The sequence below is a fragment of the Pseudomonas sp. AC169 genome, from assembly GCF_979258515.1.
The window spans coordinates 5,520,058-5,540,378 of sequence record NZ_OZ409866.1; the positions used below are offsets into that span (position 1 = coordinate 5,520,058).

At 60.3% G+C, this 20,321-nt stretch carries 18 protein-coding genes; 12 read left to right on the forward strand and 6 right to left on the reverse strand.

All coding sequences use genetic code 11. The features are described from left to right. Nucleotides 1-107: 107 nt before the first annotated feature. A complete protein-coding gene (locus ACZZ0G_RS24675; RefSeq protein WP_463557885.1) occupies nucleotides 108-371 on the forward strand; it encodes a hypothetical protein in 264 nt (87 codons plus the stop codon). Nucleotides 372-881: 510 nt separating this feature from the next. On the opposite strand, the gene ACZZ0G_RS24680 is transcribed toward ACZZ0G_RS24675, so the two are convergent. After that, the gene (locus ACZZ0G_RS24680) at nucleotides 882-1,403 is read right to left on the reverse strand and encodes a DUF4142 domain-containing protein (RefSeq protein WP_463557886.1); all 522 of its coding nucleotides are present in this window, start codon (nucleotides 1,401-1,403) and stop codon (nucleotides 882-884) included. 29 nt (nucleotides 1,404-1,432) lie between these two features. Further along, nucleotides 1,433-1,609, reverse strand: a complete 177-nt coding sequence (locus ACZZ0G_RS24685; protein ID WP_463557887.1) for a hypothetical protein — start codon at nucleotides 1,607-1,609, stop codon at nucleotides 1,433-1,435. Between ACZZ0G_RS24685 and ACZZ0G_RS24690 the strand changes: the two genes are divergently transcribed. Next, the gene (locus ACZZ0G_RS24690; RefSeq protein WP_016983385.1) at nucleotides 1,608-1,850 is read left to right on the forward strand and encodes a YdcH family protein; all 243 of its coding nucleotides are present in this window, start codon (nucleotides 1,608-1,610) and stop codon (nucleotides 1,848-1,850) included. The genes ACZZ0G_RS24685 and ACZZ0G_RS24690 overlap by 2 nt on opposite strands. A 109-nt stretch (nucleotides 1,851-1,959) precedes the next feature. Then, nucleotides 1,960-2,124 carry a hypothetical protein gene (locus ACZZ0G_RS24695; protein ID WP_007912545.1) on the forward strand — a complete coding sequence of 55 codons (165 nt, stop codon included), beginning with the start codon at nucleotides 1,960-1,962 and terminating at the stop codon, nucleotides 2,122-2,124. Nucleotides 2,125-2,259: 135 nt separating this feature from the next. Here ACZZ0G_RS24695 and ACZZ0G_RS24700 read toward each other — a convergent pair whose 3' ends face one another. From ACZZ0G_RS24700 to ACZZ0G_RS24715, 4 genes are all read right to left on the reverse strand, one after another. Beyond that, the gene (locus tag ACZZ0G_RS24700) at nucleotides 2,260-3,336 is read right to left on the reverse strand and encodes an SMP-30/gluconolactonase/LRE family protein (protein ID WP_463557888.1); all 1,077 of its coding nucleotides are present in this window, start codon (nucleotides 3,334-3,336) and stop codon (nucleotides 2,260-2,262) included. Continuing rightward, nucleotides 3,333-4,478, reverse strand: a complete 1,146-nt coding sequence (locus ACZZ0G_RS24705; protein WP_463557889.1) for a sterol desaturase/SRPBCC family protein — start codon at nucleotides 4,476-4,478, stop codon at nucleotides 3,333-3,335. Before ACZZ0G_RS24705 ends, ACZZ0G_RS24700 begins: the two co-directional genes overlap by 4 nt. A 111-nt stretch (nucleotides 4,479-4,589) precedes the next feature. Continuing rightward, a complete protein-coding gene (locus tag ACZZ0G_RS24710) occupies nucleotides 4,590-5,453 on the reverse strand; it encodes a LysR family transcriptional regulator (protein ID WP_463395926.1) in 864 nt (287 codons plus the stop codon). Between the two features lie 240 nt (nucleotides 5,454-5,693). Further along, on the reverse strand, nucleotides 5,694-7,412 hold the full coding sequence (locus tag ACZZ0G_RS24715) for a hydrogenase maturation protein (protein ID WP_463557890.1): 1,719 nt from the start codon (nucleotides 7,410-7,412) through the stop codon (nucleotides 5,694-5,696). Nucleotides 7,413-7,709: 297 nt separating this feature from the next. On the opposite strand from ACZZ0G_RS24715, the gene ACZZ0G_RS24720 reads away from it, so the two are divergent. The 9 genes from ACZZ0G_RS24720 (at nucleotide 7,710) to ACZZ0G_RS24760 (ending at nucleotide 20,321) form a co-directional block, all read left to right on the forward strand. Continuing rightward, nucleotides 7,710-8,216: a sigma-70 family RNA polymerase sigma factor gene (locus ACZZ0G_RS24720; protein WP_034152323.1), complete on the forward strand. Its 507-nt coding sequence runs from the start codon at nucleotides 7,710-7,712 to the stop codon at nucleotides 8,214-8,216. Further along, nucleotides 8,213-9,160 (forward strand): FecR domain-containing protein, encoded by a 948-nt coding sequence (locus ACZZ0G_RS24725; protein ID WP_463557891.1) that lies wholly within the window; start codon nucleotides 8,213-8,215, stop codon nucleotides 9,158-9,160. The genes ACZZ0G_RS24720 and ACZZ0G_RS24725 overlap by 4 nt, the downstream gene beginning before the upstream one ends. A gap of 90 nt (nucleotides 9,161-9,250) precedes the next feature. Beyond that, nucleotides 9,251-12,160, forward strand: coding sequence for a TonB-dependent receptor domain-containing protein (locus tag ACZZ0G_RS24730; protein ID WP_463557892.1), 2,910 nt, complete (start codon nucleotides 9,251-9,253; stop codon nucleotides 12,158-12,160). Nucleotides 12,161-12,431: 271 nt separating this feature from the next. Then, the gene (locus ACZZ0G_RS24735; protein WP_463558891.1) at nucleotides 12,432-12,908 is read left to right on the forward strand and encodes an antitoxin Xre/MbcA/ParS toxin-binding domain-containing protein; all 477 of its coding nucleotides are present in this window, start codon (nucleotides 12,432-12,434) and stop codon (nucleotides 12,906-12,908) included. Next, nucleotides 12,905-13,408, forward strand: coding sequence for an RES family NAD+ phosphorylase (locus tag ACZZ0G_RS24740; RefSeq protein WP_397482805.1), 504 nt, complete (start codon nucleotides 12,905-12,907; stop codon nucleotides 13,406-13,408). Before ACZZ0G_RS24735 ends, ACZZ0G_RS24740 begins: the two co-directional genes overlap by 4 nt. A gap of 118 nt (nucleotides 13,409-13,526) precedes the next feature. Further along, nucleotides 13,527-16,181, forward strand: coding sequence for a TonB-dependent receptor (locus tag ACZZ0G_RS24745; protein WP_463557893.1), 2,655 nt, complete (start codon nucleotides 13,527-13,529; stop codon nucleotides 16,179-16,181). 225 nt (nucleotides 16,182-16,406) lie between these two features. Beyond that, nucleotides 16,407-18,248, forward strand: coding sequence for an extracellular solute-binding protein (locus ACZZ0G_RS24750; RefSeq protein WP_463557894.1), 1,842 nt, complete (start codon nucleotides 16,407-16,409; stop codon nucleotides 18,246-18,248). Then, nucleotides 18,235-19,299: a microcin C ABC transporter permease YejB gene (locus ACZZ0G_RS24755; protein WP_463557895.1), complete on the forward strand. Its 1,065-nt coding sequence runs from the start codon at nucleotides 18,235-18,237 to the stop codon at nucleotides 19,297-19,299. The genes ACZZ0G_RS24750 and ACZZ0G_RS24755 overlap by 14 nt, the downstream gene beginning before the upstream one ends. Next, nucleotides 19,299-20,321: an ABC transporter permease gene (locus ACZZ0G_RS24760; RefSeq protein WP_463557896.1), complete on the forward strand. Its 1,023-nt coding sequence runs from the start codon at nucleotides 19,299-19,301 to the stop codon at nucleotides 20,319-20,321. The genes ACZZ0G_RS24755 and ACZZ0G_RS24760 overlap by 1 nt, the downstream gene beginning before the upstream one ends.

Consider the following 20,321-nt stretch of genomic DNA (forward strand, 5'->3'; position numbering starts at 1 on the left):
TCGGCGTGGCCGCGAGCGGCGAAGTTTTGAACGATGGCGCGGGGCAGGCTTCGAATCTTTAACACCCGGCGGATGTGCGCTGGGGGTGTTTGACCAACGAGGTGGCCATGAACGAGCAAACGAAGCAGAGCCAATCTGGCGAACCGATCAATCGCAATGATCCGGCAATCGACCCGCAGATACCGGGGCAGCCGGCGCCGACGCAGCAGCAGGGCGATGGCGGGCAGGCGCAAAGTGGCGATCCGGCGGTGGATCAGAAGAACCAGCACACGGACAACGACAATGAGTTCAGTCCGGGCTTCGAGCCAAAACCGGACCGGGCCAAGCCGGGCGAGGAAACCGATGCCGATATTGATACGGATGGCGGTTGATTTCGGCGGGTATGAAAAGGCCGCATCTATTTGGATGCGGCCTTTTTTTACGCTTGAGTCTGGTGGTGTGGCTGATATCGATCCCCCTCACCCCAGCCCTCTCCCCCAAGGGGGCGAGGGGGAAAGGGAGCCGATCTCGGTGCCTTTCAAAAGCCAGGTTCGACTCGAGATTTCAGGTCAGCGGCTGTTCAGAACCTCAGTTCGACGCAAGACTTTCAGGTCAGCGGCTGTTCAGAACCTGAGTTCGACGCAGGACTTTCAGGTCAGCGGCTGTTCAGAGCCTGAGTTCGACGCAAGACTTTCAGGTCGGCGGCTGTTCAGAACCTGAGTTCGCCGCAAGACTTTCAGGTCGGCGGCTGTTCAGAACCTGAGTTCGACGCAGGACTTTCAGGTCAGCGGCTGTTCAGAACCTGAGTTCGACGCAGGACTTTCAGGTCGGCGTAACTCGAACATTCAACACGGTCGGCTCCCTCTCCCTTCGGGAGAGGGCTGGGGTGAGGGTAAGGCTTTTTACTTGCTCGGATGCTTGGCCTGCAGCTCCTTGGCCGCTGCCAGATGTTTTTCCAGCGCCGGCAGCATTTTCTGCGCAAACGCCTTCAATTCAGGGGCGCCTTTGACCTTGTCATCCGTCACGGTATTGGCCTGTTTCTTGAACAGCTCAATAGTCTCTTCGTGCGCCTTCACCTGATTATTGGAATAAGCGGCATCAAAGGATTCATCACGCACTTCGAGAATTTTTTCCTTGGCCTGTTTGACCAGAGTCGTGGTGTCCGGGACTTCGATGTCGTTGGCCTTGGCGATGGTCGCCAGTTCGTCGTTGGCCTTGCCGTGATCGGTGATCATCATGTTGGCGAACGCCTTGATATCAGCCGATTGGCTTTTTTCCAGGGCGAGACGACTGGTTTCGATTTCAGCGATCCCACCGGCCGCGGCATTATCGACAAAATCATTGTCAGTCGCAGCGAAAGCGCTGCCCATGCCGCTGCTCAAAGCGACAGCCAGAACCAGATGACGCAGCTTGAATCCGTCCATTGTGTATCTCCACGCAGTTTTTGTTGGTGTTAACCAATGGAGGCAATGCGACGAATAAAGGTTTGATCGCATTTGCGCCAGGGCGACGAACGGGCACCGCTGGTCTGACAGGTGGTCGACAGAACCCTGCAACCGAGGCCATTCTGATAACTGGTCAGCGCAATCGGTCGCGGTGGCCAGCCGATCAACTGACGGAGGTGTTCCATGCCGGTGACCCATGATCTGTTACAGGACTTGAAGCTTACGAAGGAAGAGATCCAGCAAAAACGCACCGCGGATCCACATCTGGACGCACTGATCAACAAGTACTCCCAGGCGGACGCCGAAGTAGTCAAGGCCGAGACTGCCACCTCGGATGCTCCCAGCGATGACACGCTGAAAAAACTCAAGGAAAAGCGCTTGCAGGTCAAAGACAAGATCGTCGAACAATTACAGGCGCGAACCTGAGGCCCGGTTGATCCGCCGACCTACGGTTGCGGATTGACTGGAACGACAGCCCCGACCGGCACCTCGAATGAACAGAGTCTTCCATCAGCGACTCTTTGCGAGGTGCCTTATGAACGATCCCAAATTCCCCAGTGAAGAGCAGGGTGCATTCGACCCGGTTCCCACACATCCCGAACCCAACAGTCCGGCGCATACCACGGCCAATCCCGAAGAGCCGGATGAGGATCTGCCTGAAGATGAAGATCCGGACAAGTTCGACAAGTCCAGTAACTGACCGACCGCATTCGCGAGCAAGCTCGCTCCCACAGGGTTATTTGCTGGTCACAGCATTTGTGGCCAACAGATATCTACTGTGGGAGCGAGCTTGCTCACGAAGGCGTCTGCCCATGCAACACAGAATTCTCATGGCTCACTTCAGCGCCGCATCCAACGGCATCCGCGCCATATGCGTCGCCTTCAACGAACCAAAATACAACCAGGGCCCATACTCACGCACCGTGGTAATCGGCGAATAATTGCCGCTGCTGGCGTCCTGCAGATTGGCAATCACCTTTCCCTCAAGATCCAGTCCCAACACAAACCCGCGCTTCTCCACAGGCTTAGGCAAAACAGTCAACGCCCGCACGATCATCTTGCGCACGAACGGATGTCCGGCAGTGCCATCAAGCAGAGCATTGCGCGGCGCATACAGCGCTACCCAGAACCGATTGCTGCCATTGAACGCCAGGTTGTCCGGCAGCCCCGGCAGGTTGTCGATGAACAGGTCGTGAGTGCCGGCTTTCGGCCCGGTCAGCCAATAGCGGCTGATGCGATAGGCGCCGGTTTCGTTGACCAGCACATAGGCATCGTCCGGGCCGAGCGTCACGCCGTTGGCGAACTGCAGTCTGTCCAGCAGCACGCTGGTTTTGCCACTCTGAAAGTCATAGCGCAACAGGCGTCCGTCGCCGCCATGCTCGATGATCGCCTCACCATCATGGCCATAACCCCAGCGGCTGGAGGCGTCGCTGAAGTAGGCGTAATGCCCGGACTTGTCGATGGCCACGTCATCGGTGAAACCAAATGCCAGACCATTGGCCGCCGTGGTCAAAGGAATCAACTGGCCTTGCGCATCAAGGGACAGCAAGCCCTTGACCCCGTCGGCGATCACCAGCAAGCCATTCGGATGTCGGGCCAATCCCAGCGGGCGACCACCGGTGTCGGCGAGTACCTTGCGCTGCTGGCCGTCGAGGCTGGTGCGGATCAGTCGGCCGTCGTGCAGCCCGGTGATCAGGAAATCGCTCTCCAGCAGCAAGGCTTCCGGCCCTTCGATGTCGCTGGGCCCGACCTGTGCTGCCGCTTTGAGTTTCTGGTTCTCGGCGTAAATGCCTTCTGTCAGCGAAGGCGCCGGCGCGGGTGTCCAGGCCACCGGTTCGACTTTGGTGGGCATCAACAACAAGAACGCGATAAGGATGAGGACCAGCAATAACAGCAGATGTCTCAGCTTCACGCGATGGCCCTCGCCGATGCCAGGAATTGCTTTGCCGTGTCGCGCAGCGCCAGCATCGACGCGGCAGATTCGCGCTCGATGCGCCGTTTCAGCAGCAAGCGATTGGCGATGCGCATGCCCAGACCGTCGAAGCGATAATCCAGCGTGCGCACAAACCGCGTGCCGCTACTTTCGGCGGCACATTCATACGTCAGCAGCAACGACAGTCCATGATCGCCTTGCGCCCGCGCGCACCAGCGCCGACCGGGCAAATACTCGGTGACCTCCCAGCTCAAATGGCCTTCACGTCCACCCGCGTGAATGTCCTCTTCGAAGCACGCGCCGGCATGCAGCGGGCCGTGGGCGCCGTCGATTTTCAGCGACGACGGGTGCCACTCCGGCCAGCGAACAACGCTGGCGGCGTAGGCGAGCACGGCAATCGGGTCGCCAGCGATATCGACGGTGTGCTGCATGCGGGTCATGGGCATTCTCGCGTAGCTCAAAGGGGCGGTTTCCGGCTCCCAGTACAGGGTGCCGAACAGGTAGTCCATCAGCGGCAGAACGATGTTGAAATTACGCTCCTGCATGCGCTCGCGGCGGTGATGCAGTTCGTGCAAGCGGCGCATCTGGCGGATCCACGGCAGGCGCGTCAGCGGGTTGTGCGGCGGCAGGTGTTCGCAGGCGTGGAAAATTTCGTATGTCAGATAACCGAGCACCATGCAACCGCCGAACAGCCCGGCGACGTTGGCGTTTAGCTGTGCCAACAACCACCACAGCGGCAGGGTAATCAGCAGTGTGTGCAGCACGATCAGCCAGGCAGGGAACAGGATCACCCGCCAGTCTCGCGCACTGTCGTAGGTCATGTGTCCGGGCGTGAAGAAGCTGTGATGATCGCCCGCATGCCGGGCGTAGAACATTTTCGCGAAGGTTTTTTTGTGGTGGCCGAGATGGCGATGGACCATGTACACGCCGAAATTGAACAACAGCAGGGTCAGCGGCACCGTCAGCCATTCCAGCAGACTGACTTGCTGCACGCTGCTCCAGAACACACCGATGGCCAACACGCCGAACAGCAGCACGAAGGCACCGTGCAGCCATGGGTTGTACCGCGGGTGAATGGCCGCACGGTAGCGGTTGCGGAATATCTCGGTGGTCTGCCTCACTGCGTCACCTGCGGGTATTGTTGTTATACCCGGCAGATTAGCCGATCCGGCCGTTTGTGCTGGCCGGACCTCAATGGCACATGCGCCATGATCCGGTACGAAGCTACCGGTTCAGCTCAGCGGGTTCCAGCGTTGCGACCAGTCGTCATCGGTACGGATCACTTCGCGCAACAGGTGGAAGGCTTGCTGCAGCGTCGCCGAATCGCGATCGCGGGAGTAGACGAGGTAAGTCGGATAGCCGAATTCCGGGGCTTTGGTCACCGCTTCCAGGGCGCCGTTTTCCAGATAGGTGCGCACCACGCGGGTGCGGAAATAGCCGCTGCCGCCATGTTCGAGAATGTATTGCAGGGCCAGCGGGCCGAGGTTGAAACTCAGCGCCGCTTTGGCTTTTTCCGGCAGAGCGGCGTCATGCTGGCGGCGAAAGTCCGGACCCCAGTCGATGTAGACATAGGGATCGGGGCGATCGGGGGCGCGCACCAGAATCAGCTTTTCTTCCAGCACTTGCTCGACCTGCAAGCCCGGCCAGTATTCCGGTTGATACACCAGCGCGGCGTCGAGCACGCCGAGCTCGAGTTGGCGCAGCAGGTTTTCGCCGTCGCGGATTTCCATGCGCAGGGCATGCCCTGGAATCTTCTCGCGCAGCTCCGCCGCCCAACTGAGCATCAACGGGTTGCACAGGCTGACTTCGCCACCGATGTGCAGCACGTTGTGATAACCCTCGGGCAGTGGCAGATCGCGGCGCGCGGCCTCCCAGGTCTGCACCAGTTGATTGGCGTAGACCACAAAGGCCTCGCCATTGGGCGTCAGTTTCGCCCCGGCGCGGTTGCGCACGAACAATGTGCTGCCCAACTGGCTTTCGAGTTTTTGCACCCGGGCGGTGATCGCCGTTTGCGTGACGAACAGCTTCTGCGCGGCCGCGGCGAGGCTGCCGTGACGGACGATTTCCAGAAAGGTGCGAGCGAGATCGATGTCCATGGGCGGGCCGGTGTTTGAGGTGGCGAGCATTGTAAAGGCAAAAGCCCCTCACCCTAACCCTCTCCCAGAGGGAGAGGGGACTGACCGAGGTGTCTGGCGTCATACATCGACCTGAAAGACCGAGTCGATTATGGATTCAGTAGCGATCGTTCATGTCGGCGAACCTCTACAGCATCCCCCAATCAGTTCCCTCTCCCTCTGGGAGAGGGCTAGGGTGAGGGGAAAGCGGTCACCACCGACTCAACTGGCCAACTCGGTCAAACGCACCCGCGCCCATTCCTCGACCAACCGCGCCGGCGTGCCACACACCTTGCGCTTGAAGACAAAGTTTCGGCACTTCTCGGCAAACTGATTGCGGTTGTAGAGCATGTCTTCCTGCATTTCCTGCAACTCGGCTTCGCGGCATTGCTGGATCAGCACCTGATCAACCCGCGCCTTGCGCTCGCGCACCGCCGCATAGGTCGGATCGCTCAACACACCATTGGCCCGCTGCAGCAACCACAGGGAAAACTCATCCGGGCAACGCGGGCCGATTTCCTGAACCATGCCCAGTTGCCACGCTTGCACCGCGCTCACCGGCAGACAGGCCTGGGTCAATTGCTCGGCCATCGCCGGGCCGACGGCGCGGGGCAGGCTGTAGGTCCAGTATTCAGAACCGTACAAACCCATGCTTTTGTAATGCGGATTGAGCACGATATCGGCGCGGGCAAAGACAATATCGGCCGCCAGCGCAAACATCACGCCACCGGCGCCCGCGTTGCCGGTGACGCCGCTGACCACCAGTTGCCGGGCCGTCAGCAGTTCTGCGCAGACATCGTCGATTGCTTGAATATTCGCCCAAGCTTCGGCACCGGGATCCTGCGCAGCCTGAATCACATTCAAATGCACGCCGTTGGAAAAACTGCCGCGCCCGCCCTTGATCAGCAACACTTGAGTATCACGAGACTTGGCCCAACGCAGCGCCGCGACCAGGCGCTGGCATTGCTCGGTGCTCATGGCGCCGTTGTAGAACTCGAAGGTCAGCTCACCGACGATGCCGGACTCTCGATAACGAATCGGTTGATAGGCTTCGTCACTGAACGGCTGTGTAGCGATCGACCAGTCCAGCACCGGCACCTCGGCCAATTGCTCGGCCAACAGGTGCCGCGCCGGTTGTTTGAAGGTTTCTTCGCCAGGTTGCGGTTTACGGCGCAGCGAACCAACCCACAAACTTTGATCACCGGCCGCGACCAGCACCGCATCGTCATGCACCGCAAGAATTTCGCCGGGCGTGCCGCTGCGCGAATCGAGGTGCGCGTCGTACACGTAATACTGACCGCCGGCCAGGCTCGCCAGCACGCCGGGCTGGCCGTCGGCGGCATCGATGCAGCGTTTGATGAAACGCGCGCAATCGTGCCAGCTGAAACTGCGGTCGACCTGTTTCATGTTCGGCTGCAAGCGCCCGCGCACTTTCGCATCGGCATAGTCCAGAGCCACCGGTTCAAAGCCTTCGATGAATTTTTCCACCACCTCGCGAATACAACGAATCGCCGCGTCACTGACCCGACCGTTGTACAGCTCGGATTTGCGCAAGCCCGCTGGCAGGTTGAATTCGCAAGTGGCCCACACCGGGCCGGCGTCCATTTCTTCGACCGCTTGCAGCGCGGTGACGCCCCAGCTCGGCAACTCGTTGGTAATCGCCCAGTCGAGGGCACTGGCGCCGCGATCACCGACGATGCCGGGATGAATGATCACCACCGGACGCTGCGCATTGCTCCACAGCGCCTGCGGCACGCGATCCTTGAGGAACGGGCAGATCACCAGATCCGCGCCGCTGTGTTCGATCTGTTCGCACACGGCCTGTTCATTGGTAAACAACACGACGCTGGGTGAGTGCCCGGCCTCGCGCAGTTCCAGCCAGGCACGTTGGGTCAGGCCGTTGAACGCTGACGACAGCAGAATGATGTTGAGTGGTCGCATGATTGCTCTTCCTTGAGTGGAGTCAGCCGCGGGCTCTCGGTGAGCCGTCCCTGGCCTTCGATGGAGCCGCGAGATTAATCAGTGGCCGGCCACGCGCCAGTGACCGAGGTCAACGTTGTGTCAGCCAATGTTTCTGCGGCGACCAAACGCCTTATGCTCAATGGTTTGCTTGTGCTCATTTTTTATTACTTCAAATGTCTTCGAGGCTATTGCACAGTCGCGCCTGATCAGAGCCGGACGATCCCGGCAGAACGGTGGTTTTTCGCAGCGGGTGGGACCCGTTTCAGGGAGCAAGGCATGGGTGGGTACAACCCGCATTACCAGATCATCGGGCAGATGTTCCAAAAGGACTATCGCTGGCTATGCGCGGCCGTTGGCCGCACGCTGGGTTGCCCGCACAGCGCGCAGGACATCGCCTCGGAAACCTTTCTGCGGGTGCTGGCGCTGCCCGATCCCACGGCCATTCGCGAGCCACGAGCACTTCTGACCACCATCGCGCGGCGGCTGGTATACGAAGGCTGGCGGCGTCAGGACCTTGAACGCGCCTATCTGGAAAGCCTGGCGTTGGCGCCGGAACCAGTGCATCCCTCCCCGGAAGAGCGGGCGCTGGTGATCGAAGCGCTGCTGGCCGTGGATCGCTTGCTCAACGGGCTGTCGGCCAAGGCCAAAGCGGCGTTTCTGTACCATCAACTCGACGGTTTGACCTACAGCGAGATCGGCGAGCGCCTCGGGGTGTCGACCAGTCGTGTGCAGCAATACATGGTCGAGGCCTTCAAGCGCTGCTATCAGGCAATGCAGGCATGAGGCCGGACGATGCGGTGATCGATGAGGCGGCGCAATGGCTGGCGTTGTTGCAGTCGGGCGAGGCGGGCATGGCTGAGCGGGCCGCGTTCGAGGCCTGGCGGGGCGCCGATCCACGGCATCAGCAGGTCATCGAGCAGATGGGCGGCGGCCTCAATTTGCTGCGCAACCCAACCCTGCGCAACGTCCCGCGCAGCAGTTTGTTGCACAGTCTCAATGCGCCATCGAGTCGTCGACGCTTTATCAGCGGCAGTTTGAGTGTGCTCGGTGTTGCGCTGTTGGCCGGGTTGCTCGGGCGACGTTACGGCTGGCTGCCGGAGGCGGGGGAGTTGTCGACCGGGACCGGCGAGCGGCGGGACTTCACCTTGGCCGACGGCAGTGCCTTGACGCTCAATGCGCGCAGTCGTGTGGTGCCTTTGTTTGACGGCCAGCAACGACTGCTCGCTTTGCGCAACGGCGAGTTGTTGGTCGATGTGGCTAAAGACCCGGCGCGGCCCTTTGTGGTCGAGACCGGGCACGGGCACATGCGTGCGCTGGGGACGAAGTTTCTTGTGCAGTCCAGCGAGGAGGCGACGCGATTGGTGATGCTTCACTCACAGGTTGAAGTGGTCACCGCAGGTGGCGCACGGCAAGTGGTGGCGGCTGGCGAAAGTCTGCTGTTCAACGCTGCCGGAGTGCTGTCGCTGGAGCGCAGCAGCGGCCAGGAAAGTGCCTGGGTGCAGGGGCGCCTGGAAGTCCGCGACCGGCCTCTGCGCGAGGTCATCGACAACCTGCGCCGCTATCGTCGCGGCATTTTGCATCTGAGCCCGAAAGTCGCCGACCTGCGCCTCAGTGGCCTTTATCCCCTCGACGACAGTGATCGCACCCTGCAACTGCTGGAACGCTCGCTGCCGATCCGCGTGACTTGGCATAACCCGTATTGGGTCAGCATTGACGCGCGGTTATAAACCCATAACTTCTTGGCCTAATCGCCGCCCTATAAAAAGCGCTGGCCCGCTGCTCATTCCCTGCAGATGCCTTCAACAGGGAAACCCTCGATGTTCTCAATCAAACAACAATTACCTCGATTGACCCTCGCTGCTGCATTGGCGATGGGCCTCAGTCCATTGGCGGCGGTGGCTCAGGAACCTGCTGCAGCGGTGTTTACCTTCGACATCGCTAGCGGGCCACTGGACGAAGTGCTGCTGGACATCTCGCGGCAGAGCGGTGTGCCGATTTCTTTCGGTCAGGAACTGGTGCAAGGCAAACGCAGTGCGGCGGTGCGCGGGGCGTTGGGCGGCCGTCAGGCAGTGGAGAAGGCCCTGCTCGGCAGTGGTCTGCAAGTCGAGCAAAGCGCTCAGGGTTTAACGGTTCGCGAAGCCGATGCGCCGGCGAAAGTCACTACCGTAGCGCCGGTCACCAGCGCCGATTACCGCATGGAAAAAGTCACCGTCACCGGTTCGCGCATTGCCCGCGCGCAGAGCGATGGTGCGACGCCGGTCAACGTCATCACCCACGAAGAAATGGAAGCGCGCGGCTACAAAAACGTCTACGACGCGCTGGCCACGCAAACGCAAAACACCGGCATGACCCAAGGCGAAGATTACGGCAACACCTGGCAACCGGCGGCCAGCGCGCTGAACCTGCGCGGCCTCGGCCCCAACCATACGCTGGTGCTGATCAACGGCCGGCGCGTCGCCGATTACCCGACGCCGTACGACGGCAAGGTCAATTTCACCAACCTGGCGAACATTCCTTCAGCGGTCATCGAACGCATCGAAATCCTCAGCAGCGGCGCCTCGGCGATTTACGGTTCGGACGCGATTGCCGGGGTGGTCAACATCATCCTCAAGGACAAGGTCAACGGTGTCGACGTCAACCTCAAGGGCGGCACCAGTGAACGCGGCGGTGGCGACAATCAGCGCCTGCAGATCAGCGGCGGCGGCAGTTGGGGCGACTTCGACGGCTTGTTCGGTCTGGAGTTGACCAACCGCGATCCGATCTGGGCCGATGACCGTGGCTTTATGCAAAACGGCCCACTGGCGGATGTCGGTTACCGCCGCGACCTGAGCAACAGTCGTTATCTGGGACCCGGTTGCGGCGCCTATCAGGGCACCTTCGACAACAAACTGGTCAACAGCGGCGGGCGCTGCCGCACCGACCAGATGTACAACGATTACTGGACCGTGCAAACCCAGAAAGAAAACTACGACGGCTACACCCGTGGCACCTGGCATTTCAGCGACAGCGGTCAGGTCTTCGCCGATTTGATGTACGGCCTCGACCATATCCAGAACAACACGCGCGGCCCGACCTTTACGTCGCCGGACTTCATCAACCAGAACAGCGGCAATCTGGAGCGCTGGTACCGCCGTTTCGGTGAAGAGGAAATCGGTGGCCGCACCAGCAACAACAGCAAGTGGCGCGACACCTCGTGGACCGGCACCCTCGGCCTCTCGGACAAGATTGCCGACACCGGCTGGAGCTACGATCTGGCGGCCAATCGCTCGGAATATCGCAGCGTCAGAACCACGCGTTATACGCCACTGTCGTCGATCCAGGATTTCTACCTCGGCCCGCAGCTCGGCGTCAGCGGCGGTTATCCGGTGTTCGCCCCCGACGCCTCGCGGCTCGACCGGCCGCTGACGCCGCAGGAGTGGCAGCAGTTTCGCGGCAACCTGAGCCAAAGCAGCAAATCGGTGTCGACCAGTTACAACGCCTCGGTCAATGGCGATCTGTTCGACCTGCCGGCCGGCCCCGTGGGCTTCGCCGGGGTGCTGGAGGCGGGCAAGCAGGAATATCGCGTTGACCCGGATGATGGCCTTAACGACGGCACGTTTTACGGCGTCAGCCCACAGCAAAGTTCCGGTGGCTCGCGCAAACGTTATGCGGCGGGCGGCGAGTTCAGCATTCCAGTGACTGACACGATTCTGGCGACCGCCGCCGGGCGCTGGGACCAATACAAATTCAGCGGCCGCACCGAGCAGCAAAAAACCTACAACCTCGGGCTTGAGTGGCGCCCGGTGACCAGCCTGTTGCTGCGCGGCAGTTACGGCACCAGTTTCCGCGCGCCGGATCTGAACTACATCTATCAATCCGACAGCAACGGCTACTACCCGGCGCAGATCGATTACTACGGTTGCAGCCAGGGCGTGGAGGTCGCCTGTGATCGTGGGCGGGTCGATTACACCCAGAGCGGTACAGCGAATCTGGAGTCCGAACGTGGCAAATCGTGGACTTACGGCTTTGTCTGGTCACCGTCGCGCAATTTCGATTTCTCCACGGATTTCTGGCGCGTCGAGATTGATGATCTGCTGACCACCGTCGATGAAAACCGGCTGCTGCAACAGGAAAACGAATGCCGCAATGGCACCCAGGACATCAATTCGGCCAACTGCCAATCGACCCTGGCGCGCATCGATCGCAACGCAGGTAATGCGGCGGTCGATCCGAACCAGTTGAATCGCGTGCGGGTCAACGCGATCAACGCCGCCAGCGAGCGCGTCAGTGGTCTGGATTTCAAGAGCAATATCCGCTGGGGCGCCGGGCAATACGGCGCGTTCAGTTCGGCGCTGGGCTACACCCTGGTGCTTTCGCATTACTACAAGGAATCGGAAGAGGCACCCACGCAAGACTGGCGCACCTCACGCACCAATTACGACTGGCGCAGCAAGGTCAACGCGAGCCTGACCTGGGATTACCAGAAAGCCACGGCGACGCTGATGGGCATTCGTTACGGTTCGGTCACCAACGGCGCGGGGGACGGGCGCCTGTCACCGTGGACGGTGTTCAACGCCAGTGCGCGTTACAAGCTCAATGACCGGGCGAGTGTCGGGCTGACCGTGAACAACGTGCTCAATCAGGTTAAACACGATGATTCGGCGGGCTGGCCGTATTACCCGACCGGCAACTATGACCCGTACGGGCGGCAATGGTGGCTCGATGTGAGTTATCACTTCGGCGGCTGATGGCAGTATTTCTTCTGTTCACGTCCTACAGAAAATGCAGGGTTTTGTGGAAAGCAGGGGATATTTCCGACGACCTTTTCAGGTTGGTCGTCGGAAGCGCGATCTATAGCATCGGTCCTGACATTGAAGTCGCTGAGCGGCTTGAACGCTCAGGCACCCAGATAAAGGATCGATTATGCGTACCCCCCACATCGAGCATGAACCGCCTGCTTATTCCCTGCGCAACTTCTGGATCGACGATCGCGCCAGATGCCCCATGGAGGATGTCGCGATGCCCACAGCAAAAGTGCCCCGGCTGACGGGGCTGAAGAAGGTCGCGGGCAAACCTGTCGATCTGCTCGTGAACGGCCAGAACATCGGTGACGATGCCCTGCTGATCATCCGTCTGACCGACGAAGGCTTCGAGCTGAGCGATGTCGTCAACATGCTTGCAACTTCCGAGCTGTACCTGCGCGAAGACATGGTCAAACGCATCACCGGCAAATCTGTCAGAACCGTGCGCCGTATCATTAAGGAAGGCAAACCGGTACGGCTTGACCCGCAGCAGAGTGTTGTCGCCTACCAATATGCGCTGGTGCTGGAAATGGCCACTCGGGCGTTCGCCGGGCAATCGCGGGCGGAGGTATGGATGCAGAAACCAAGCCCTTATCTGAGCGGCTGCGTGCCGTTGGAATTTATCCGACATCCACTGGGTTTCCAGATGGTGGAACAATACTTGTGGCAGATCATGTCCGGGGTTTATCCATGAATCCCTTGCCTTGGGACGAGCACTGGTATGCGTGGCGGCTGGACCCCGAGGCCTACGGGACTACGTGGGACAGCGGGATAGGTTCAGAACTGAATGGAGGTCGATGGAATGCGCCTGGCCGGCGAGTCGTCTACGCATCTGTCGACCCGTCCTCGGCCATTTTGGAGGTGGCAGCCAATAACAGTTTTGATGCGCTCGACAGCGAGCCGTATGTACTGACGTGCTTTGAAGTCATCAGCGATGCCAAGGTCAGAATCGTGCAGCCGGAAGAGGTGCCCAATCCGTACTGGTTGAGTCCCGCACGACCTTCACCCAATCAGCAGTTGTTTGCCGATGCGCTACTGGCTGAACATCCGTTTGTGCTGATCCCCTCGGCGGCAACCCGGCATTCGTGGAATCTGCTGGTGAGCTGCGAGCTGGCCGAGGGGCAGTTTCAGATGGTCTCTCAAGAAAGGTTTGGCCTTGATACCCGCTTGCTGAAGGAGATGGCATTGGCCTGATGCGCAGTCATGGCATTTTTTGCATAACCTCAGCACCCAACAATCTAAATCACCCTCTATAAATCCTTATTCGTCATCGCACATCCCTGCATAAACCAAAACGCAGGGATGGCTGTTCATGATTCAGTTTTCACCCGTTAAATCACCTTTGAGCCTGGCCTTGCTGCTGGCAATCAACACACTGCCGGCGATCGCCGCCGACAGCACGGCAACTGAACCGACCACCCAATTGCAGCGCGTCGAAGTCACGGGTACGGCAATCCGCCGGGTCGATGCAGAAACGGCGGTGCCGGTCACCATCCTGCGCGTCGAAGAGTTGCGCGAGCAGGGTGTTTCCACCACCGAGGAGCTGGTCAGTCGCATTTCCGCCAACCAGTCTTCGGTCGGCTCCGGGCGTTCGGTGGGATCGAGCAGTGGCGGTGCGTCTTATGCGGATCTGCGGGGCATCGGTCCGAACAAGACGCTGGTACTGCTCAACGGCCGGCGTCTGAGCAACAACGCCACCAACGCGATCAATGGCTCCGGTGTCGACCTCAACACCATTCCGTTCGCCGCCATTGACCGTGTGGAAGTGCTGCGTGATGGCGCCTCGGCGTTGTATGGCACCGATGCGATTGGCGGGGTGATCAACTTCATCACCAAGACCAGTCTCACCGAAGGGCAGATCAGCACCAACTACGACACACCGACGCATTCGGGTGGCGGTGAAAGCCGTAACTTCAGCGGCAGTTGGGGTTTCGGTGATTTGCAGGATGATCGCTTCAACGTGTTCGGCGTGGTCAGCTACGACAAACAGCAACGCCTGGCTGCTGAAGATCGCGGCTACACCTACAACTATCAGCCCAACCGCGGACTCGACTACACCTCCGGCACCGCCTCGCCGGCCAACTGGAGCCAGGGCAGCAACGCCACCAACCCTTTGGCCGGTTCTGGCTGCAACGCTCCGGGATTGCTGGCGCGCAACGGCATCTGCCGGCAGAGCCTGTGGAATTACCTCGATCTGGTGCCGGAAACGGAAAAGACTTCCGCCTTCGCCAAAGCCACCGGCAAGCTGTCGGACGATCACAACGTCAGCCTGGAGTACTTTTGGGCGCGCAACGAAAACCGCACGCAAATCGGCCCCGGTACGTTGATGGGCAATCAGGTCAACCCCGGCACGGCGTTCTATCCGGGTAACGGCATCACGCCTGGGCCGAACGGTTTTGCTCTCGATCCAACGCAACCGGTCGACGTGAACTGGCGCGAAACTGCCGTTGGACCTCGTCAGCATGAAGACGACAACACCGGACAGCGTTTGCTCTTGAGCTTCGACGGCACGCTGGTCGGCTGGGATTACAACCTCGGCGCCTCGTACAACCAGAACAAAGTGGTCAACAGCATTCAGGACGGCTACGTCAACGACCGCGCCGTCAGCGCCGGTATTGCCAACGGCGTGATCAACCCGTTCGGCCCGCAGACAGCTGCCGGTTCGGCGCTGTTGGCAGCCAACGCGGTGGACGGCGATTACGCGACGGCGGTCGGGCGGGTGAAGGCCATCGACGGGCGCATCAGTCGTGAAATTGGCGACTGGTTCGGTGCCGGCCCTTCGGCATTGGCGTTGGGCGGCGAATATCGCAAGGAAGATTTTCATCAGGATTTCGCGCAGTTTGCCGGCGATGTGCAAAGCCTCGGTGTCGATCCCAACGGCAGCGTTGCCGGGGATCGCAGCGTCTCGGCCGAATACGCCGAGGTCAACGTGCCAGTGCTCGACAGCCTCGAATTGTCCGCGGCCGTGCGCCACGACAAGTACAGCGATTTCGGCAGCACCACCAACCCGAAATACTCGTTCCGCTTCCAGCCGTTCAAGGAACTGGTGGTGCGCGGTGCCTACAGCGAAGGGTTCCGCGCGCCGTCGTTGTACGAGTTGTACAACCCGACCTTCACCAGTTTTACCAACGCTAACTACAACGATCCACGTTTGTGCGCTGGCGGCAATCCGAGCAATGGCGGCATCGCCAACCGTGACTGCGCGCAGCAGTTCAATCGCAGCAGCGGTGGCAATACCGACCTCAGCCCGGAAACTGCGCGTAACGTCACCCTCGGCTTTGTTTACCAACCGTTCGAGCGCCTGAGCGCCGGACTGGATTTCTGGTGGATCGACATTGCCAACCAGATTGCCGAGTTCCCGGAATCGGCGGTGTTCGAGAATCCTGAGCTGTACCCGGATCGCCTGATCCGCAAGCCGGATGGCTCCATCGATCACATCGTCACTGGCCTGGCCAACCTCGGCAAGATCAAGACCAACGGCGTCGATGTCAGCTTCGATTACCGCTTGCCGAGCACGCCGTACGGCAATTTCGGCATCGGCCTGCAAGGCACTTACGTCACCCGTTATGACTATCAGCAACAGCTCAAGGGTGACTACATCGACAAACTCGGCGATTTCCGTGGTGGTGATTTTGCTTCGGCGGGTGCGGTGGCGCGCTGGCGCCACAGCCTGACTGGCAGCTGGAACTACGGCCCGTTTGGCGCCGCGCTGACAAACCGCTACACCAGCGGTTACCACGACTCCGATCGCGACACTCATGATTACGTCGGCTCGTACAACGTCTGGGATCTGGCCGGTACCTATACCTGGCGCAAGACCCTGAGCGTGACCCTCGGCGCGAAAAACCTGTTCGACCGCGAACCACCGTTCAGCAACCAGACCTACACGTTCCAGAGCGGCTACGACCCGAAATATGGCGATCCGTTTGGCCGGACGCTGTACACGCGGGTCAGCTACAAGTTTTGAGAATGGTCAGAGGTTGCGGGTTTTAGTCACCTATTGATCTAAAGCCTGCCCTATAAAAATCGCCGGCCTGGTGCACATCACAGGTAGGCAGGATGTGTGTTGACTGCACTGACGCTTTCGCGAGCAAGCTCGCTCCCACAGTGACTTGAGTTCACAGAAGAACCCTTTGGGAGCGAGCTTGCTCGCGAAGAGGCCGTCAGCGACACCGTGTAAAAGGATCTGCTCATGTTCTCCAGGCTCATTGTATTCAGCTCATGTGCGCTTTTAACGCCGTTCATTTGGGCCGCCCCGCAACCGGCGTTAACGGTCTACGGCGAACCCGCCAAATACGCTCCCGACTTCCAGCACCTGGCCTACGCCAACCCTGACGCGCCGAAGGGCGGCAGCCTGCGCCGCTCTTCGCTGGAAAGCGGCCCGTTCGACCACTTGATTCCCTACTCCGACAAAGGCACCGGCGTGGCCGATATCGATGGCTGGCTCTACGCGCCACTGGCCTATCGCAGCAAGGACGAGCCCTACAGCGTCTACGGTCTGGTGGCGCAGCAGATGGAGCTGGATCCGGATCGCCGCTGGATACGCTTCTACCTGAACCCGAAGGCGCGTTTCGACGATGGCACGCCGATCACCGCCGATGACGTGCGCTACACCTTCAACCTGTTCACCACTCAGGGCAGCCTCAAATACCGTCAGCAGTTTCGCGATGTCGCCGAGGTTGTCGTGGAGTCGCCGATGCAAGTGCGCTTTGTCTTCAAGAACAACGACAGCCGCACCTTGCCGCTGGACCTGGCGACACTGCCGGTGCTGCCCGAACACTGGTGGCGGACCCGCGATTTCGCCGAGGGTGGTGGTTTCGAGATCCCGCCCGGCAGCGGTCCGTATCGCATCAGCGCGGTGGATGCCGGGCGCAGCGTGAATTTTCAGCGGGTGCAGGACTGGTGGGCGAAGGATCTGCCGATCACTCGCGGCCTCTATAACTTCGATCAACTGAGCGTCGAGTTCTTCGCCGACACCGACGTGTCGCGGCAAGTGCTCAAGGCCGGCGGCTTCGATTACAACCGCGAGTTCTCCGCCACCAGTTTCACCATCGGTTACGCGGGAGCCGCACTTGAGCAAGGAAAATTGCGCCGTGAACACCTCGCACCGGGTGCCGCGCAAGGCGCGCAAGGCTTTGTCTTCAACCTGCAAAAACCAGTTTTTCAGGACCGCCGCGTGCGTCAGGCGATCGCCATGCTCTGGGATTTCGAATGGAGCAACCGCCAGATGATGCGCAGCATGTACCTGCGCCAGCGCAGCTATTTTTCCCACAGCGCGCTGGCGGCTACCGCGTTACCGGATGCTGCAGAGCTGAAGATTCTTGAGCCGTTGCGCGGGCAAATTCCCGAGGAAGTGTTCACCAGGGTGTTTGAGCCACCGAAAACCGACGGCAGTGGCAACATCCGCGCCGAACAATTGCAGGCACTGAAACTGCTCGAAGCCGCCGGCTGGAAACCTCGCGGCGATCAATTGGTGAACGCCAATGGCGAGCCGCTGCACTTCACGTTTCTCAACGGCCAGAAAGGTTTCGAACGGCTGCTTTTGCCCTTCAAACGCAATCTCGCGCAGATCGGCATCGGCTTCGATATTCGCCAGGTCGACACCGCGCAATACACCAACCGCGTGCGCAATCGCGACTACGACATGATCGTCGCCGGTTACCCGGTGAGTCAGGCGCCGGGACGGGAGATGTTCAATTACTTCGGTTCCGACGGCGCCGCTGATCCTGGCTCGAACAATTACATGGTGCTGCGCGATCCGGCCGTCGATGCACTGCTCGAAGGGCTGGCGCAGGCCGACAATCGCGAAAGTCTGTTGCGTCATGCCCATGCTTTGGATCGAGTGTTGCAGTGGGGTTATTACTGGGTGCCCAACTATTACCCGCCGGGAATTTCCACGGTGTGGTGGAACCGCTTCGGCCGACCAGCGATTGCCCCGCTGTATGACGCCGGCCTCGACACCTGGTGGGAAATCAGCCCGACTGCACTGACATCCGCCCAGATGCCCAAGGAGTACAGCCATGTGGGGCTATAGTCTGCGGCGTCTGCTGCTGATCGTGCCGACCTTGCTCGCGATTCTGTTGGTCAATTTCGTTATCGTGCAAGCGGCGCCCGGTGGCCCGGTCGAGCAGGCCATTGCGCGCTTGCAGGGCATTGGCGTCGGCGCGGCGGTGGGTTCCAGCCATGTCGAAACCGTCGGTGGCGAATCCCGCGCCACCCGCGGACTCGACCCGAAACTGGTGGCCGATATCGAGCGCCAGTACGGCTTCGACAAACCCGCCAGCGAGCGTTTGTGGCTGATGCTCAAAAGCTATGCGCGACTGGATTTCGGCCAGAGTTTCTTTCGCGGTGCCAGCGTCACCGAATTGATCTGGCAGAAGCTGCCGGTGACCTTGTCGCTGGGCCTGTGGGCGACGCTGATCACCTATCTGGTGTCGATTCCGCTGGGCATTCGCAAAGCAGTGCACAACGGCTCGGCGTTCGATGTCTGGAGCAGCGTGGCGATCATCATCGGTTATGCATTGCCAGGATTTCTCTTCGCGCTGCTGCTGATCGTGGTGTTTGCCGGCGGCACGGCACTGGACTGGTTTCCGGTGCGTGGGCTGGTCTCGGACAACTTCGCCGAGCTGTCGTCGTGGGGCAAGGTTGCGGATTACTTCTGGCACTTGGTGTTGCCGGTGATTGCCTTGGTCATCGGCGGTTTTGCCACGTTGACGATCCTGACCAAAAACAGCTTTCTCAATGAGATTTCACGGCTGTACGTGGTGACCGCTCGCGCCAAGGGACTGAGCGAAAAACAGGTGCTGTACGGCCATGTGTTTCGCAATGCGATGCTGCTGGTCGTCGCCGGTTTGCCGCAGGCATTGGTGACGGTGTTCTTCGGCGGTTCGCTGCTGATCGAAGTGATCTTTTCCCTCGATGGTCTCGGCCGGCTCAGTTACGAAGCGGCAGTCGCGCGCGACTATCCGGTGGTGTTCGGTTCGCTGTTCATCTTCACCCTGTTCGGCCTGCTGATAAAACTGCTCGGCGACCTTTGTTACACGCTGGTTGACCCGCGTATCGACTTCACCGCGAGGGCTGCCTGATGCTGACATTGTCTCCAATCGGCCAACGCCGCTGGGCGCGGTTCAGGGCACATCGGCGTGGCTGGTGGTCGTTGTGGCTGTTTCTTGCGCTGTTCGGCCTGAGCCTCGGCGGTGAGTTGGTGGCCAATGACAAACCGCTGCTGGTGACGTATCAGGGCGACTGGTATTTCCCGGCGTTCAAGCGCTACACCGAGCAGGACTTTGGCGGCGAGTTGCCGTTCCAACCAGACTATCGCAGCGCGCAGGTACGGCAATTGATCGAGGAGCAGGGCGGGCGAATGTGGTTTGCGCCGATTCCGTTTGCGTTCGACACGGTCAATTACGACCTCACGGAGCCGGCGCCGAGTCCGCCCAGCGGCGAGAATTGGCTGGGCACCGATGATCAGGCGCGCGACGTGCTGGCGCGGGTGATATTCGGTACGCGCGTGTCGTTGCTGTTTGCCTTGGCGCTGACGGCGGCGAGTGCGCTGATCGGTATTGCCGCCGGGGCGTTGCAGGGTTACTACGGCGGTTGGGTCGACCTGATCGGTCAGCGCGTGCTGGAGGTGTGGTCGGGGCTGCCGGTGTTGTACTTGTTGATCATTCTGTCCGGGTTTGTCGAGCCGAATTTCTGGTGGTTGCTGGGGATCATGGCGCTGTTTTCCTGGCTGAGTCTGGTCGATGTGGTGCGCGCCGAGTTCCTGCGCAGTCGCGGTCTGGAGTACGTGAAAGCCGCACGGGCGCTGGGTGTCGGTGATGCGCAGGTGATCGTTCGGCACATCCTGCCCAACGCCATGAGCGCGACGCTGACCTATCTGCCGTTCATTCTCACCGGGGCAATTGCGACCCTGTCGGCGCTGGATTTCCTCGGTTTCGGCATGCCGGCGGGCAGCGCTTCGCTGGGTGAGTTGATCGGTCAAGGCAAGAATAATCTGCAAGCGCCGTGGCTTGGCCTCACTGCGTTCTTTGCGTTGGCGCTGATCCTGTCACTGTTGGTTTTCATCGGCGAGGCCTGCCGCGATGCCTTTGATCCGAGGACTTGA